We start from the raw sequence: 16173 nt of genomic DNA, 5'->3' as shown, positions 1-16173 counted from the left end.
TGGCCCGCAAGGAGGACGTCATGGCTCGCTACGGCACCCAGTTCGGCCCGGACCTCACCTTCCTCGGCGTGGCGCGCTGCGACTGGGCCGACCCCGCCACCTACCCGGGTGCCGACGTCGTGATCCTCGGCGCGCCGTTCGACGGCGGCACCTCGCACCGCGCCGGCACCCGGTTCGGCCCGCAGTACATCCGGCAGAGCTGCTACCTGCCCGCCGATGGTTCGCGCCCGTCGCTAGCGCTGCGCGTGGACGCGTTGCGGGACCTGAAAGTCTTCGACGCCGGCGACGTCGAGATGTACTCGGGCGACGCCGAACGCTCGGTGCGTTCGCTGCAGGAGGCCGTGCACGCGGTCACCGCCGCGGGTGCGATCCCGCTGGTGCTGGGCGGGGACCACACGATCGCGTGGCCGGACGCGGCCGGAGTGGCACAGCACCTGGGCCAGGGGCGGGTGTCGATGCTGCACTTCGACGCGCACGCCGACACCGGCGACATCGCGTTCGGCTCGCTGGTGGGCCACGGCCAGCCGATGCGCCGGCTGATCGAGTCGGGTGCCGTGCGCGGCGACCGGTTCCTGCAGCTCGGTCTGCGCGGCTACTGGCCCGGCCCGGAGACGCTCGACTGGATGGCCGCGCAGGGCATGCGGTCCTACGAGATGACCGAGATCGTCGCGCGAGGGCTCGAAGAGTGCCTGACCGAGGCGTTCGGGATCGCCACCGACGAGTGCGACGGCGTGTTCCTGTCGGTGGACATCGACGTGTGCGACCCCGGCCACGCACCGGGAACGGGCACGCCGGAGCCGGGTGGGCTCACCGCCCGGCAGCTGCTGGACTCCGTGCGGCGCATCGCGTACGAGCTGCCGGTGGTGGGTGTCGACGTGGTCGAGGTGTCGCCGCCGTACGACCACGCGGACATCACGTCGTTCCTCGCGAACCGGGTGGTGCTGGAAGCGTTGTCGGGCATCGCGCGCCGGCGTCGTGACCACGCCGACGGCACGGTGTGGGACCCGGCGAAGCCCTTGCTGGCCGAGCGGCCCGACCGTCGTCCGTGACGGGCGCGGTGACCCGAACGCGCGACGTTTTCCGCCCGTGCGGCCGATGCCGCGTGCCCCCGCCCGCCCCTACGGTGGTGAGTCCTCGGAGTGGGGAGGACACGTGGCCAAGTCGGTCGAGGAGATCCTGGCGAACGTCGACCTGTACGCCGAAGACCAGCGCGAGAACCTGCTGGCGGCGGCCGCGGCCGCCAGAAGTGGCTGTCCCGTCCCGCACACCGACGCGGACGGCGGCTACCACGTGCTCACCCGCTACGAGGACGTGCGCGCGGTCTGCGCCGCGCCGGAGCTGTTCAGTTCGGCGCAGCCCGCGATCCGCGGCGTGCCGGTGCGGGTGATCCCGATCGACACGGACCCGCCGGAGCACCGCGAGTACCGCCGGATCCTCAACCCGTTCTTCACCCGGGCCGCCCTCGCACGGCACGAGCCGCAGCTGCGTGAGCTCGCGCGCACGGCGATCGAGTCCTTTGTGGACCGCGGCGCGTGCGACATCGTGAGCGACTTCGCGATCCCGTTCAGCGCCGGTTCGCTCGCGCGGATCGTGTTCGCGACGGACAACCGCGACCTCGTGGACCGCGGGGTGGCGGCGGCCAAGGACGCCGCGGTCACCAGCAGCCCCGAGGCGTTCCAGACGCTCGCGGGCCTGGCGATGGAGGCGCTGGCCGAAGCGGAAGCGAAACCGGACGACGGCGAGGACAGCGTGCTGCGCGCCCTCGTCACCGCGACGATCGGCGGCCGGCCGCTCACCCTCGAGGAACGGCTCGGCATGGTGACCACGCTGTTCCTCGGCGGCCTCGACACCACGCGCGGCGTGATCGCGAACATCGCCTACCACCTCGCGACCCGCGACGACATCGAACCGATCCTGCGCGCCCCCGGCGGCTGGCAGCGCGAGCTGGAGGAGTTCCTGCGGCACGAGACCACGGTCGCGTTCATGGCCCGCACGGCCACGCAGGACACCGAGATCGCGGGCACGCCGGTGAAGGCGGGGGAGCGTGTTGCCGTGTTCTTCGCCGCGGCCAACCGGGACCCGGCCCGGTTCGAGCGGCCGGACGAGCTGGTGTTCGACCGTGGCGGTGTGCCCCACGTGTCGTTCGGCTTCGGCATCCACCGCTGCCTGGGCCTGCACTTCGCGCGGATTCAGCTCGCGGTGGCGTTCGAGGAGCTGCTGGCCCGGACCACGCGGTTCCGGCTCGCGCCGGGCGCGGAGATCCGGCGGCAGGTCGGGCTGAGCCTGGGCAGCCCGTACCGGCTGGACGTGACGTTCGACCGCGTCTGACTCACGCCGGTGTGAAGCCGGCGATCGCCTTCAGGACCGCCTCGCCCATCGCGGGGCTGCCGGTGTGGCCGGAGTCGTCGATCACCACGAGCTCGGCCGAGGGCCAGGCCTGCGTGAGGTTCCACGCCGCCCGCAGCGGCACGCTGAGGTCGAGCCGGCCCTGGATGAACACCGCCGGGATGTCGTGCAGGCGGTGGACGTTCGCGAGGATCTCGCCGGCCTCCAGCCAGGCGTGGTGGCCGTAGTAGTGCGCGCACATCCGGGCGAGCGTGATCAGCTGGTCCTCAGGGCCGGCGCTGTACTGGCCGGGTTTGCCGTTCGTCTCGTGCGCGATCACGGCGTCTTCCCAGGCGCACCAGTCGCGGGCGGCCCTGAGCTGCACCGCGCGGTCGGGTGAGGCGAGCAGGCGGGAGTACGCGGAGAGCAGGTCGCCGTCGCGCTCGGCCTCTGGTACGCCGTCGCGGAAGGCTTCCCACTCGCGGGGCAGCAGCCGGCTGACGCCGCGGTAGAGCCAGTCGACCTCGTCGGGAGTGCTGGTGAAGCTGGCGATCATCACCATCTCCGACACGCGTTCGGGGTGGCGCTCGGCGTAGGCCAGCATGAGCGTCGGACCCCAGGAACCGCCGTACAGCATCCACTTCTCGACGCCGAGGTGCTCGCGCAGGCGTTCCATGTCCGCGATCAGGTGGTGGGTGGTGTTGTGCTCCAGGCCCACCGCCGGGTCCGCGATGTTCGGCACGCTCTCGCCGCAGCCGCGCTGGTCGAACAGGATGATCCGGAACTTCTCCGGGTCGAAGCCCTTGCGGCTGTTGCGGGCACCGCCCCCGCCGGGGCCGCCGTGCACGCACAGCACCGGTTTGCCGTCGGGGTTTCCGCTGGTCTCCCAGTAGATCCGATTGCCGTCGCCGACGTCGAGCAGTCCGTGCGCATACGGTTCGATCGGCGGGAACGGGGCCATGGCGGGATCCTCCAGGGGGTCGGCGGCCCGGGAAGACTACTGATCACTTCACGTGGTGGCACCTGGTTTTCGCCGATGGCCGTCAGCTGCCGGCGGGGGCCTCGCCGGCCGTGGCCCGCGCAGGCTGACCGGTATGACCGAAGCCGAGCGCATCCGGGCTTGCCGCATCGACCGAGACCGGCGAGCTGGACCTGGTGACCGTGACCCAGCTCCGCGGGTCCAGCTCCAGCAGTAGCAACTCGCCCTGCCGGCCGACCGTCGCGGAGACCAGCCGGTCGGGAGATTCGGCGTGCGCCTCCGGCTCGGCTGTCTTGTCTCGCAGCGCCCGCCGGTTGAGGCCGGCGCACCTTCGATATTTACAGGTTTAATCGACGTGGTTACCGTTTCCTGGATGGATCCCACCATCACCGCGGTGTCCGCGGACCTGATTCCTGCGCTCGTCTCCTCGGTGGAGGCGCTGTTCCGCGAGGACGGAGGCCGCCACGACACGCGTATGGACCTCGCCTGGCCGCAGCGCGAAGGCCCGGCCTACTACACCGCCCTGCTGGCCGACGAGGACGCGCTTTGCCTTGTCGCACACGGAGAACGCGGCGTCTCCGGGCATCTCGTGGGCCGGCTCAGGCGGCAGGACCCGCTGCACCCTGGTGCCGTGACGGCGGTGCTCGAAAGCATGCGAGTCGCCGCCGCGCGACGCCGCACCGGTGTCGGCACCGCGCTCGTCGAGCGATTCGACGAATGGGCGAAAAACCGCGGTGCGGACGGATTCGAGGTCACCGCCTATGCCGCCAACGCCGGCGCCCGCGCGTTCTACCGGCGGCACGGATTCCGCGAGTTCGAGGTCACCCTCCGGCGCTGATCACCCCGTCGAGATGTCGAGCACGGCCTTCCCGTCGAGGACCCCGGAGAGGCGGACGGTCACCATGTGGCCCGCGGTGCCGAAGGAGCCACTGCCGCCCATGCCGAAGCTCAGCTCGCCCGAGTCCTGCAGGATGCGGACGCCGTTCGAGGTGACGGACGCGGTGAACGTCAGGCCGCTCGCGGTGATGTCGGCCTGGCCGGTGACGAGGACCTGGCACTTGCCGCCGGCGCACGCGCCCAGGTCGGTGCCGTTGGCGGCGGGCGGCAGCGTCGGGGGCGGTGAGCCGAGCGGGCGGCACTGTGGCGCGACGTCGTGGGAGTGGGCCAGCACCGGGTTCGCGGCCGCGATCGTGGGCACGTCGGGCGTGGGCAGGGCGATGGTCGCGAGCACCCCGATGATCTGCTCCGCCTGCGGTTTCAGCTGCTCGACGGACTGGAAGGCCAGGTCGGCCGTCCCCGAATCGCTCGACGGCAGCTTCGGCGCCACCGCGCGCAGCGAGGCGAGCAGGCTGTCGTGGTACTTGTCGGCCGCCGGGATGCCCGACGGCGTGACGGTGCCGAGTGTCTCGACCAGCCGGGAGACGCTGGAGCCGGCTGAAGAGATGAAGCTGCCCAGGTCGAAGCCGCTCAACCGGGGGTAGCGCGGGTCGCTGATGATCAGGTCTTCGATCTTCTGCGCCTTGAGGGCCGTGGCGGCGGTGACGGCGCCGCACATCGTGTCCGCCCACGTCACGAGCGGGCGGGTCGGCGCGGCGGCGTCCACGGGGCCGAACTGCCGCACGGGCGCGCAGGCGGGCGCCACGTTGTACGACGCGTTGAGCTTCGCGTCGCCGCGCACCGCCCTGGTCAGGTCGGCGGCCGCCGGCTTCAGGGCGGCGACGGCGGTGGCGAGATCGCGGGCCTGCGCGAGGGTCGGCTGCGCGGTGGTGTCCGGCGGCGCCTTCTTGGCCACCTCGTCGAGCGATTTGCCCAGCTGCCTCACGTACGCGTCGGCGGCCTTGATCCCGGACGGCCGCACGGACTTGAGGCCCTGCCCCGCTTGGCCGACCTGCCCGGTGATGCCGCTGACGTAGGTGCTGATCTGCGAGGCGAGGAAGTCGGCCTGCGCCGGGTCGGCCGCGGTGTGGTTCACCTCGTCGATCCCGGTCTGCAGGCCCTGCAACTCCTGCACGCTCGTGCACACCGCCTGCGACCACGCCACGAGCGCCCGCGCCGCGGCCGGCACCGGGGGCAGCGGCGCGGGCAGCGCGTGCCCGCCCGTGGTGCACCCGGCCGCGACCAGCGCGAACGCTCCCAGCACCACAGCCGACCGAACCCGCATCTCCGACTCCCTTTCCCCGGTCGGCGCAGACTAGGCCGGCGTATCCGGGAGGGGTCCCCGGCGACGGGGCGGGGTCCACTGTGGACCGTGCCGGGCCAGGCCGGGGTCAGCACGTAACCGCCCCCCGGGCACGGCGTGGATCAGGGGCGCAGCTGCCGGATCTGCGCGGCGCTCGCGCGGGGTCGTGTGTCACCCGTGAAAATCCGTCACCCTGGGTGAGCAAGTGGGGGCGGGTTTACACGATCGGGCGGAGGTTCATAGGATCTTGCCGCCGGTCGTGCCGCGGGCCCGCGGCCCCGGCGGTGTGGAGGTCTGGATGGCAGGCACGGGGCCCGGCGAAGGTCGCGACGAGCTCGACTCCGTCGCGAAGCTGGTGAGCCTGTCGGAGACGGCGCCGATGCCGCGCATCGACGGCGAACGGCCGCCGCTCGTCACGCGGCCGAAGCCCGAGTCCGATCCGAGCGGGCTGTACCCGGAGCCCGCCACCGCGCCGCGCACCTCGGGCGAGGGCCCGGCCACGAAACCGCAGTCGATCGTCGGCGAGCTGCCCCTGGGGCTCGACGCGATGTTCGCCGCCGCGGGACCCGAGCACGAAACCGAGCGGACGCAGACCTCACCGCCTGTGACGAACCGGCGCAACACGCGGTACGTGGTGATCGCCGGCGCGGTGGTCGTCGCGCTGGCCGGGCTCGGCACGTGGGCGCTGTGGCCGGCACCGGAAAGCGGCTCGGCCGGGCGGCCGGCGGAAGTGCCGGTCGCGCCGTCGAAGCCCTCGTCCGCGCCGCCCGCGGTCACGACCATGACCGCCATCCCGACGGCGCCGACGGCGACCGACCAGGTGGACCACACCACGGTGCACACCACCGAGGAGCAGAAGCCGCCGCAACGGCCGGCGAGCGGGCACCCGAGCGCTCCGCACCAGACCTCGGCGGGCACGACGTCGGAGGACATCTGGAGCTCGGCCGTGAGCTCGTACCTCCAGGACTGGAGCAGCCGCCACCAGCAGCCGCCGCCCCGCCACCGCGGCTGACGGTGTCCGGCCGGGCGCGGAAGGCCCAGGTGGCACCGATTTAGGCGCCCGGCGTGCAGCTGAGCGGGCGACCTCCCGTAACCGGAGGGGGCCGAGGTACTACTCTGAGTGGGCCAAAGCCGCCCCCGAGCCGCCTTGCGAGGTTACCCATGCCCAGCGCTCCGCCGTCCACGCTGTCGCCCAGCCAGGTTCCCGTGGGGGTCGACCCGAACCGGCCGAGCATCGCGCGGATCTACGACGGCTTCCTCGGCGGGAACCACTACTACGAGGTCGACCGCGCGGTCATGGAGAAGATCAACGCGGCGGTGCCCGAGGCCGTGCACATCGCGCGCGGCAACCGCGGTTTCCACAACCGCGCGCTGCGGATGCTGGCCAACCAGACGGGGATCCGCCAGTTCCTCGACTGCGGTTCCGGCCTGCCGACCGCGGAGAACACGCACCAGATCGTGCAGCGCGCCCACCGCGACGCCCACGTGGTCTACATCGACAACGACCCGGTGGTCCTCGCCCACGGCCGCGCACTGCTGGCCGAGAACGAGTACACGCACATGGTCGACGCCGACATCTTCCAGCCGGAACTGGTGCTGGAGAACGAGACCGTGCGCGAGTACATCGACTTCTCGCAGCCGCTGGGCCTGCTGCACATCGGCACCATCCACCACTTCGAGGGCGACGGCGCCGTCGACGTGATGCGCCAGTACATCGACGCCCTCGCCCCGGGTTCGTTCGTGGCGCTGGCGCACTTCTACGACCCCGAGGTGCCGGAGCTGACCGCCGTCGCGAAGCGGATCGAGGAGATCCTCGTGTCCGGGCCGCTGGGCGCCGGCCGCTTCCGCACGCGCGCGGAGATCGAAGGCATGCTGCCGGGCCTGGAACTGCTGCCGCCCAACGCGACCAGCGGCCCCGGCATGTCCGTCTGCGACGAGTGGTGGCCGGACGGCCCGCGGCTCACCCCGCTCAGCGACTCCGCGAAGTGCGTCGCCGGGATCGTCGGCCGCAAGCCGTGAGCTGACTTTCCCTCAGCAGATCCCCGGTGCCCGGGTGGCACCGGGGATTTTTCTTGTCCGGCAACGGGTTCACGCCGGCAACGCGCGGGGCGCCGTCGCCAGCACGTGCTTGCGGAACGTCTCGCTCGCCGGCGGCAGCACGCGCCCGGCGAGCTGGGCCAGGCCGATGTCGCGAGCCGCGGGCACGTCCGTGACGCGCAGGTGCGGGGTCGTCGGCGCGGTCGCCGCGGGCGGGAACGTCGCGGTGTGGGGGAGCGGCAGCAGGGACACGCCCAGCCCCGCCGTGACGAGCCCGCGCAGCGTCTCCACCTCCTCGCCCTCGAACCCGACGCGCGGCGTGAACCCGGCCTGGGCGCACAGCTGCTCGGTGGTCTCGCGCAGCGCGTATCCCCGGCGCAGCAGGATGAACGACTCCTCGGCGACGGCGGCCAGGCGGGCCTGCTTGCGGCGCGCGAGGCGGTGTTTCGGCGGAACGGCCAGCAGCAGCGGTTCCTCCAGCAGCCGGACCCAGTGGATCAGCGGGTCACCCGGGTCGCCACTGGTGAGGACGAGATCGGCCGTGCCGTCGAGCAGTTCTCGCGCCAGGCCTTCCTCGCCGTGCTGGCGCAACTCGAACCGCGCCCGCGGGTGCTCGGCGCGGTAGCTGCTCACGACGGGCGGCACGAGCCAGGTGCCGAACGTGTGCAGGAACGCCTGCGGGATCACCCCCGACTCGGGATCGACGGCTTCGGCGACGGCCCGCATGCCTTCGTCGTAGCGCTCGAGGATCGCGTCGACGTGGGTCGCGAAGGCGTGGCCCGCGGGCGTGAGCCGCAGCGCGCGGCCCGAACGCTGGAACAGGGCGGCGCCGGCTTCGCGCTCGATCCGGTGCAGCGCACGGGAAAGCGCGGGCTGGGTGAGCCGGGCGCGGGCCGCCGTGTCGGTCACCGTCGCCCCGCGGGCGACCTCCCGGAAGAGCCGGAGCACGTGCAGGTCCATGCCATCCATACTGCCACGGCATGGAACCGAGGAAAAAGAGGCATTGGACGCATATACGCTGGCAGCACATGCTGGAGGCAGGTTTTCCGAGAGAGGAGCGTGGCTCATGGCCACTGTGGCCGAACAGCTCGTGCGGACCCTGCGCGACGCCGGCGTGGAACGGATCTACGGCATCGTCGGCGACAGTCTCAACCCGATCGTCGACGCGGTGCGCCGCACCGACGGCATCGAGTGGGTCCATGTCCGCCACGAGGAGGCCGCGGCGTTCGCGGCCGCCGCCGAAGCCCAGGTGACGGGGAAGCTCGCGGTGTGCGCGGGCAGCTGCGGCCCGGGCAACCTGCACCTGATCAACGGGCTCTTCGACGCCCACCGCAGCGGCGCGCCCGTGCTGGCGATCGCGTCGCACATCCCGTCGGCCCAGATCGGCACGGGGTTCTTCCAGGAGACACACCCGGAGCAGCTGTTCACCGAGTGCAGCTTCTACAGCGAACTCGTGTCGCAGCCGGAGCAGATGCTGCGGATGCTGCGGATCGCGATGCAGACGGCCGTCGGCAAGGGCGGCGTGTCCGTGCTGACCATCCCGGGTGACATCGCCGACCGCAAGGCCGCGCACCCGGGTGTGGAGAAGGTCCGGCTGGTGACGCCGTCGCCCGTCGTGCCGCCGGCCGAGACGATCGAGGAGCTGGCGCGCCTGCTCAACTCCGGCGAGAAGGTGATGCTCTTCGCCGGCGCCGGGACCCGCGGCGCGCACGACGAGGTGCTGGCCCTGGCCGATCGGCTCAACGCCCCGGTCGGCCACTCACTCGGCGGCAAGGAGTGGATCCAGTACGACAACCCGTTCGACGTCGGCATGAGCGGCCTGCTCGGCTACGGCGCCTGCTACGACGCGATGCACGCCGCCGACCGGATCGTGTTGCTGGGCACGGACTTCCCGTACGACAACTTCCTCCCGCAGGCCCGCACGATCCAGGTCGACACCGACGTCGCGCGCCTGGGCCGGCGCACTCCGCTGGAGCTGGCGATCCACGGCGACGTGAGGGCGACGATCGAGGCCGTGCTGCCGCTGCTGCGCGAGCGGACCGATCGCACCTATCTCGACCGGATGCTGCGCGAGCACGTGCGCAAGCTGGAGAAGGTGGTTTCGGCCTACACCACGAAGATCGAGCACCGCCGGCCCATCCACCCGGAGTTCGCCGCGGCGATCCTCGACGAGGTGGCCGACGACGACGCGGTGTTCACCGTGGACACCGGCATGGGCAACGTGTGGGCCGCGCGCTACCTCACGCCCAACGGCCGCCGCCGCGTGCTCGGCTCGTTCCGCCACGGGAGCATGGCCAACGCGCTGCCGCACGCCATCGGCGCCCAGTTCGCGCAGCCGGGCCGCCAGGTCGTGTCGCTCTCGGGCGACGGCGGGCTCGCGATGCTCATGGGCGACCTGCTCACGCTGCCGGCCTACGACATCCCGGTGAAGGTGGTGGTGTTCAACAATGCCACGCTCGGCATGGTGAAGCTCGAGATGCTCGTGGACGGCCTGCCCGACTTCGGCACCGACCACGCGCCCGTGAACTTCGCCGCGATCGCCCAGGCGTGCGGCATCCACGCGACGCGCGTCGAAGACCCGCGCGACGTGCGGGAGGCGCTGGCGAAGGCGTTCGTCCACCCCGGACCGGCCGTGGTCGAGCTCGTGACCGACCCCAACGCGCTGTCGATCCCGCCGCACATCACCGGTGCGCAGGTCCGCGGCTTCGCGCTCGGGGCGAGCAAGACGGTGCTCAACGGCGGCGTCGGCAAGATGATCGAGCTCGCCCGCACCAACCTGCGCAACACGCCGGGGTTCTGAGTCGGCGCCGGCCCGTACGCTGGTCGCCGAGGAGGTGACCGACGTTGCGTGAGCTGGCCGGGCGCATGCGGGCGATCGACCCCGGAGCCGGGGCCGCCTTGCAGGTGGTCGCCCACTTCGACGCGCTGGTCGAAGCCCGCGCCGGTCTCGAAGCGACGGTGCGGGCCGCCGCCGTCCTCGCCGGCTGCGCCGCGGGTCTCGCGGTTCCGGGCCGCCGCTTGCGGGTCCGGGTGGAGCCGGACGGCCGTCGGGCAGACGGGCAGCCCGTGGGCCTTTCGGTGCCGTTGCCGGGATACGCGGGCGCGGTGGTGTGGGTGGAGCGCGTGGCCGAGGACCCGGGCCGCGCCGAGTTCGACCGCGTGCTCGCAGACCGGCTCGCCACCACGGCCGCGATCGTGCTGGACCGCACCGGCGCCGCGGTTCCGCCGGGTGACCCCGCGTCGGTGGAGCTCCTGCTGGACGCCACCGCCGACGAAACGGGGCGTCTGGCCGCCGCCCGGCGGCTCGGGTTGTCGGCGGAGGGATCGTTCACCGTGACGGTGCGCGCGAACGGCCCGTTTCCACCTGGCGCGGCCCGCCTCGGCGACCTGGCGGTGACGATCGACCCGGTCGCCAGCCCACCGCGAGCCGCGCCGGGGTCCGCTCGCTTCGACGCTTCGGTGACGCAAGTCGGCGCAGCCGCGACCGCCGAGCGCGCTGCAGAGGCGAAGCTGGAGCGGCCCGTTGCGCGAATGCGCGAGGTTGGCGCGATCGCGGTGCCCGCATCGGGCGGCAGCGGTCGGGCGGCGAGGCCCGCTTCGGCCGTGGTCAATCCGGCCTCGGCCGGCGCGCCACCGGCGGTGCGGTCGGCGTCGGGACCGGCGGTCCCCGTGCGGGAGCTGCCGGTGTCGTACGCGCAGGCGGTTCTCGCGTTGCGGCTCACCACCGTCGACGAGCCGGGACCGTCGCATGTGGACGCCGCCGAGCTGGGTGGGCTGCTGGCGCTCGCGGACGGGTGTGACAGCCCGGCGGCCACGGCGGAGGTTTCACGCCTCGACCGCGTCCTCGCCGCGCACCCGTGGGCGCTCGCGACCCTGACCGCCGTCGCGGCGGAGCCGAGCCTGCGGGCCGCCGCGGCCGTCCTTCACGTGCACCACTCGACGTTGCAGAGCCGGGTGGACTTGCTTGCGCAGGCTCTGGGGTACGGCGTTGCGTCGCAGGCGGGGCGGACGCGGCTGACGGTGGCGTTGGTGTTGCGGCGGTTCCGCCGTACCTGCTGAACCGTCGTGCACCACTTGACGCTGAAGGGCCGGTGGGCTTGCTCGCTCAGGCGTTGGGGTACGGCGTCGCGTCGCCGGCGGGGTGGGCGCGGCTGACGGTGGCGTTGGTGTTGCGGCGGTTCCGCGGTACCCGCTGAACCGCCGTGTGGCGGGCAATGGCCGCCGCGTGCCGGGTTCACCTGGGGCGGGGGCGGCGCCTAGCGTCGGGGGTCGACGTCCCGAGAGGAGCAGGCGGCATGAAGAGGGTGCACCCACCGTTCGACCCCGAGATTGCGGCGGCGCTGGTGGCGGTGAACGAAGCGTTGCCGTCGTCGGTGACGCCGGAGCTGGTGGGCCGGCTGCGGGAGCTGACGGCGGCCGGGCACACGATGAGCGTGGCCGAGATCGGCGAGCACGCCGACGTGCGCGAGATCGACGCCGGGGTTCCGCTGCTGGTGCTGCGGCCCAAGGGCAGTGATCCCGCCGTGCCGTTGCCGGGTGTCTACTTCATGCACGGCGGCGGCATGATGGCCGGGAACAACCGCACGGGCGCCGACTGGCTGCTCGGCTGGCTGGCCGAGATTCCGATGGTCGTGGTGAGCGTCGGCTACCGCCTCGCGCCGGAGCACCCGCATCCCGCGCCCGTCGAGGACTGCTACACCGGGCTGACGTGGGTCGGCGAGCACCTCGCCGAGCTGGGCATCGACCCCGCCCGGCTCGTGGTGGCGGGCGGCAGCGCCGGCGGCGGGCTGGCGGCCGCCACCGCGCTGATGGCGCGCGACCGCGGCGGCCCGGCGCTGCGGGGCCAGCTGCTGGTGTGCCCGATGATCGACGACCGCGCGTGCACCCCGTCGAGCACCGAGCTGGTCGGCGAAGGCGTGTGGGACAGCGTCTCCAACGCCACCGGCTGGTCCGCGCTCCTGGGCGAGGACGCCGGCGGCCCGGACGTCTCGCCCTACGCCGCGCCCGCCCGCGCCGGCGATCTCGCGGACCTGCCGCCGGCGTTCATCGAGGTCGGCTCGGTCGAGACCTTCCGCGACGAGGCCGTCGCCTACGCGTCGCGCCTGTGGCAATCGGGCGGGCAGGCGGAGCTGCACGTGTGGCCGGGCGGCTGCCACGGCTTCGACGAGGTCGTCCCGCACGCTCCGATGTCCCGCGAGGCGCGGGCGAGCCGGGTGAACTGGCTGCGCCGCGTCCTCGCCGAATAACTCACTTGCGGGCTTTGCGCGCCGCCTTGAGGAACTCGCGGTTGAGCGTGGTGATGCTCGTCAGCGGAATGCCCTTGGGGCAGGCCAGGGTGCATTCGCCGCTGTTGGTGCAGCCGCCGAAGCCTTCGGCGTCCATGGTGTCGACCATGTCCAGCACCCGCTGCTCGCGTTCGGGCTGGCCTTGGGGCAGGGAGTTGAGGTGGCTGACTTTGGCTGCGGTGAAGAGCATGGCGGAGCCGTTGGGGCAGGCGGCGACGCAGGCGCCGCAACCGATGCAGGTGGCGTTGTCGAAGGCGAGGTCGGCGTCGGGTTTGGGGACCGGCGTCGCGTGGGCGTCGGGCGCCGCGCCGGTCGGCGCCGTGATGTAGCCGCCGGCCTGGATGATGCGGTCGAACGCCGAGCGGTCGACGACCAGGTCCTTGATCACCGGGAAGCCTTTGGCGCGCCAGGGTTCGACGTCGATCACGTCGCCGTCGGAGAACGCGCGCATGTGCAGCTGGCATGTCGTGGTCGTCTCCGGACCGTGGGCCTGGCCGTTGATGACGACGCCGCAGGAGCCGCAGATGCCTTCGCGGCAGTCGTGGTCGAACGCGACCGGCTGCTCGCCCGCCTCGATGAGCTGCTGGTTGAGGGTGTCGAGCATTTCGAGGAAGGACATGTCGCTGCTGATGCCGTCGACGGGGTAGTCGACGAGCCGGCCTGGGGTGTCGGGGCCGGTTTGGCGCCAGACACGCACGGTGAGTTTCACGTGTAGCTCCGCTGGGTGGGGTGGACGTAGTCGAAGGTGAGGGGTTCCTTGTGCAGGACGGGTTTCTCGCCGTATTCCCAGGCGGAGACGTGGGAGAAGTTCTCGTCGTCGCGGGCGGCCTCGCCCTCGGGGGTTTGGTGTTCTTCGCGGAAGTGCCCGCCGCAGGATTCCTCGCGCACGAGGGCGTCGAGCAGCAGCAGCTCGGCCAGTTCGAGGAAGTCGGCGACGCGGGCGGCTTTCTCCAGTTCCTGGTTGAGTTCTTCGCCGGTGCCGGGGATGCGGACGTCGCGCCAGAACTCCGCGCGTAGCTCGGGGACGCGTTCGAGGGCTTTGCGCAGGCCTTCGGCGGTGCGGGCCATGCCGCAGTGGTCCCACATCATCAGCCCGAGTTCGCGGTGGAACGAGTCGACCGAGCGGGTGCCGTTGACGGCGAGGAGCCGCTGGAGGCGGTCGTGGACGCCGGTCTGGGCCTCGAGGACGGCGGGGTGGTCGGGGGTGACGTCGGTGAGGCCGCCCTGTCCGATGTAGTCGTTGAGGGTGGCGGGCAGGACGAAGTAGCCGTCGGCCAGGCCTTGCATGAGGGCCGAGGCGCCGAGCCGGTTGGCGCCGTGGTCGGAGAAGTTGGCTTCGCCGATCACGAACATGCCGGGGATGGTGGACTGCAGGTCGTAGTCGACCCACAGCCCGCCCATGGTGTAGTGGATGGCGGGGTAGATGCGCATCGGCACCTCGTACGGGTTTTCCGCGGTGATGCGCTGGTACATGTCGAACAGGTTGCCGTAGCGGGCCTCCACGGCGGGGCGGCCGAGACGGGTGATGGCGTCGGCGAAGTCGAGGTAGACCCCGAGCCCGCCGGGCCCGACGCCGTAGCCGGCGTCGCAGATGTTCTTCGCCGCCCGCGAGGCGATGTCGCGCGGCACCAGGTTGCCGAAGCTGGGGTAGAGCCGCTCCAGGTAGTAGTCGCGTTCGTCCTCGGGGATCTGCGCCGGGGGGCGCGGGTCCTGTTTCTGCTTGGGGACCCAGATGCGGCCGTCGTTGCGCAGCGACTCGCTCATCAGCGTCAGCTTCGACTGGTGCTCACCCGAGCGCGGGATGCAGGTGGGGTGGATCTGGGTGAAGCAGGGGTTGGCGAAGTAGGCGCCGCGTTTGTGGGCCCGCCAGATCGCCGAGGCGTTGGAGCCCTTGGCGTTGGTGGAGAGGTAGAACACGTTGCCGTAGCCGCCGGTGGCCAGCACCACCGCGTCGGCCAGGTGCGTGGAGACCTCGCCGGTGACCAGATCCCGCGCCACGATCCCGCGGGCCCGGCCCTCGACCACGATCAGGTCCAGCATCTCGGTGCGCGGGTGCAGCTCGACGTTGCCGGCGTCGATCTGACGCGAGAGCGCCTGGTAGGCCCCGATCAGCAGCTGCTGCCCGGTCTGGCCCCGCGCGTAGAAGGTCCGCTGCACCTGCACCCCGCCGAACGAGCGCGTGTCGAGCAGCCCGCCGTACTCCCGCGCGAACGGCACCCCCTGCGCCACGGCCTGGTCGATGATCTGCGCCGACACCTCGGCCAGCCGGTACACATTGGACTCCCGGGACCGGAAGTCGCCGCCCTTGACCGTGTCGTAGAACAACCGGTGCACCGAATCACCGTCGTTGCGGTAGTTCTTCGCCGCGTTGATCCCACCCTGCGCCGCCACCGAATGCGCGCGGCGCGGCGAGTCCTGGAAACAGAACTGCACCACGTGATAGCCCTGCTCGGCCAGCGTCGCCCCGGCCGACCCCCCGGCCAGCCCGGTCCCGACCACGATCACCCGATGCTTGCGCCGGTTCGCCGGGTTCACCAGCTTCGCCGAGAACTTCCGCGCGCTCCACCGCTGGTCGATCGGCCCGGACGGCGCCTTCGTATCGGTGATCGGCTCACCGATCGTGTACTCGAGCATGCTCAGCTCACCCATCCCGTCATCACGGAAACCGGCACGATCATGAACCCGGCCGTGATGACCACCGCCAGCACCGTCCCGACCGTCTTCACCGCGCGGTCCTTGGTCGCGCTCTTGATCCCCAACGTCTGCGCCGCACTCCAGAACCCGTGATTGATGTGCAACCCCAACATCAACAACGCCACCAGATAGATCACATTGACCCACCACACCTGGAAATCAGCCACCACGTTGTGAAACGGCTGCCCCTCCACGAAATCCCGGTTCGCCACCCCGACCGTGAGATCGAGAATGTGCCACACGATGTACACCGCCAACGTCGCACCACCCCAGCGCATCGTGTGCGTGGCGAACGTCGCCCGCGGCCGCTGCCCGTGCGCGTACCGCACCGGCCGAGCGCGCCGGTCGCGTTTGGACAGCTGCACCGCCGCCGTGACGTGCAGCACCAGCGCCACCACCAGGACCGCGCGCTGGATCCACAGGAACCACGCGTACGGCAGCGCCGGCTCGCCGATCGTGCGCAGCCAGGCCGCGTAGTGGTCGAAGGTCTCGGGCCCGAAGAAGATCTTCAGGTTGCCCGCCATGTGCGCGAGCAGCCAGACCACGAACAGCAGTCCGGTCGCCGCCATCACGACCTTCTTGCCGATCGACGATTCCCAGAAAAGCCGCACCGCCGGGCGTTTGCGCCGGGCGGTGGCGAGTTCACTTGCCACGCCTGCGACGTTAGGTCTGAG

At 71.8% G+C, this 16173-nt stretch carries 14 protein-coding genes; 8 read left to right on the top strand and 6 right to left on the bottom strand.

Annotation, left to right across the window (positions count from 1 at the left end; genetic code table 11):
- Nucleotides 1–20: 20 nt before the first annotated feature.
- Nucleotides 21–1049 (top strand): agmatinase, encoded by a 1029-nt coding sequence (gene speB, locus ACFY1H_RS09575; protein ID WP_386945737.1) that lies wholly within the window; start codon nt 21–23, stop codon nt 1047–1049.
- A 103-nt stretch (nt 1050–1152) separates the two neighbouring features.
- Entirely contained in the window at nt 1153–2328 is a 1176-nt protein-coding gene (locus tag ACFY1H_RS09570; RefSeq protein ID WP_386945735.1) for a cytochrome P450, read from the top strand.
- A 1-nt stretch (nt 2329) separates the two neighbouring features.
- Here the strand turns inward: ACFY1H_RS09570 and pip are convergent, their stop codons facing one another.
- Nucleotides 2330–3286: a prolyl aminopeptidase gene (pip, locus tag ACFY1H_RS09565; RefSeq protein WP_386945734.1), complete on the bottom strand. Its 957-nt coding sequence runs from the start codon at nt 3284–3286 to the stop codon at nt 2330–2332.
- A 289-nt stretch (nt 3287–3575) separates the two neighbouring features.
- Between pip and ACFY1H_RS09560 the strand changes: the two genes are divergently transcribed.
- Nucleotides 3576–4142, top strand: a complete 567-nt coding sequence (locus tag ACFY1H_RS09560; protein WP_386945732.1) for a GNAT family N-acetyltransferase — start codon at nt 3576–3578, stop codon at nt 4140–4142.
- Here the strand turns inward: ACFY1H_RS09560 and ACFY1H_RS09555 are convergent, their stop codons facing one another.
- Nucleotides 4143–5465: a hypothetical protein gene (locus tag ACFY1H_RS09555; RefSeq protein WP_386945729.1), complete on the bottom strand. Its 1323-nt coding sequence runs from the start codon at nt 5463–5465 to the stop codon at nt 4143–4145.
- Nucleotides 5466–5781: 316 nt separating this feature from the next.
- Between ACFY1H_RS09555 and ACFY1H_RS09550 the strand changes: the two genes are divergently transcribed.
- Both ACFY1H_RS09550 and ACFY1H_RS09545 read left to right on the top strand, forming a co-directional pair.
- Nucleotides 5782–6495, top strand: coding sequence for a hypothetical protein (locus ACFY1H_RS09550; protein WP_386945727.1), 714 nt, complete (start codon nt 5782–5784; stop codon nt 6493–6495).
- 149 nt (nt 6496–6644) lie between these two features.
- Nucleotides 6645–7502, top strand: a complete 858-nt coding sequence (locus ACFY1H_RS09545; protein ID WP_366581987.1) for an SAM-dependent methyltransferase — start codon at nt 6645–6647, stop codon at nt 7500–7502.
- Nucleotides 7503–7571: 69 nt separating this feature from the next.
- Here the strand turns inward: ACFY1H_RS09545 and ACFY1H_RS09540 are convergent, their stop codons facing one another.
- Nucleotides 7572–8480 (bottom strand): LysR family transcriptional regulator, encoded by a 909-nt coding sequence (locus tag ACFY1H_RS09540; protein WP_386945725.1) that lies wholly within the window; start codon nt 8478–8480, stop codon nt 7572–7574.
- Nucleotides 8481–8586: 106 nt separating this feature from the next.
- Here ACFY1H_RS09540 and ACFY1H_RS09535 point away from each other — a divergent pair, with 106 nt between their 5' ends.
- The 3 genes from ACFY1H_RS09535 to ACFY1H_RS09525 all read left to right on the top strand — a co-directional run bounded on the left by ACFY1H_RS09535 (nt 8587) and on the right by ACFY1H_RS09525 (nt 12766).
- Nucleotides 8587–10320, top strand: a complete 1734-nt coding sequence (locus tag ACFY1H_RS09535) for a pyruvate dehydrogenase (protein ID WP_386945723.1) — start codon at nt 8587–8589, stop codon at nt 10318–10320.
- A 44-nt stretch (nt 10321–10364) separates the two neighbouring features.
- Entirely contained in the window at nt 10365–11579 is a 1215-nt protein-coding gene (locus ACFY1H_RS09530; RefSeq protein ID WP_386945721.1) for a helix-turn-helix domain-containing protein, read from the top strand.
- Nucleotides 11580–11815: 236 nt separating this feature from the next.
- Nucleotides 11816–12766 (top strand): alpha/beta hydrolase, encoded by a 951-nt coding sequence (locus ACFY1H_RS09525; RefSeq protein ID WP_386945719.1) that lies wholly within the window; start codon nt 11816–11818, stop codon nt 12764–12766.
- A gap of 1 nt (nt 12767) precedes the next feature.
- Here the strand turns inward: ACFY1H_RS09525 and ACFY1H_RS09520 are convergent, their stop codons facing one another.
- The 3 genes from ACFY1H_RS09520 to ACFY1H_RS09510 are packed head-to-tail and all read right to left on the bottom strand — an operon-like array spanning nt 12768 to nt 16152.
- On the bottom strand, nt 12768–13514 hold the full coding sequence (locus ACFY1H_RS09520; RefSeq protein ID WP_386945717.1) for a succinate dehydrogenase/fumarate reductase iron-sulfur subunit: 747 nt from the start codon (nt 13512–13514) through the stop codon (nt 12768–12770).
- Nucleotides 13511–15454 carry a fumarate reductase/succinate dehydrogenase flavoprotein subunit gene (locus ACFY1H_RS09515; RefSeq protein ID WP_386945715.1) on the bottom strand — a complete coding sequence of 648 codons (1944 nt, stop codon included), beginning with the start codon at nt 15452–15454 and terminating at the stop codon, nt 13511–13513. The genes ACFY1H_RS09520 and ACFY1H_RS09515 overlap by 4 nt, the downstream gene beginning before the upstream one ends.
- The gene (locus ACFY1H_RS09510; RefSeq protein ID WP_386945713.1) at nt 15442–16152 is read right to left on the bottom strand and encodes a succinate dehydrogenase cytochrome b subunit; all 711 of its coding nucleotides are present in this window, start codon (nt 16150–16152) and stop codon (nt 15442–15444) included. The genes ACFY1H_RS09515 and ACFY1H_RS09510 overlap by 13 nt, the downstream gene beginning before the upstream one ends.
- Nucleotides 16153–16173: the final 21 nt, after the last annotated feature.

Origin of the sequence: Amycolatopsis sp. NPDC001319 (assembly GCF_042896185.1) — a bacterium.
In the GTDB taxonomy this organism is placed as follows: domain Bacteria; phylum Actinomycetota; class Actinomycetes; order Mycobacteriales; family Pseudonocardiaceae; genus Amycolatopsis.
This window is presented reverse-complemented; position numbering and strand designations above follow the sequence as displayed.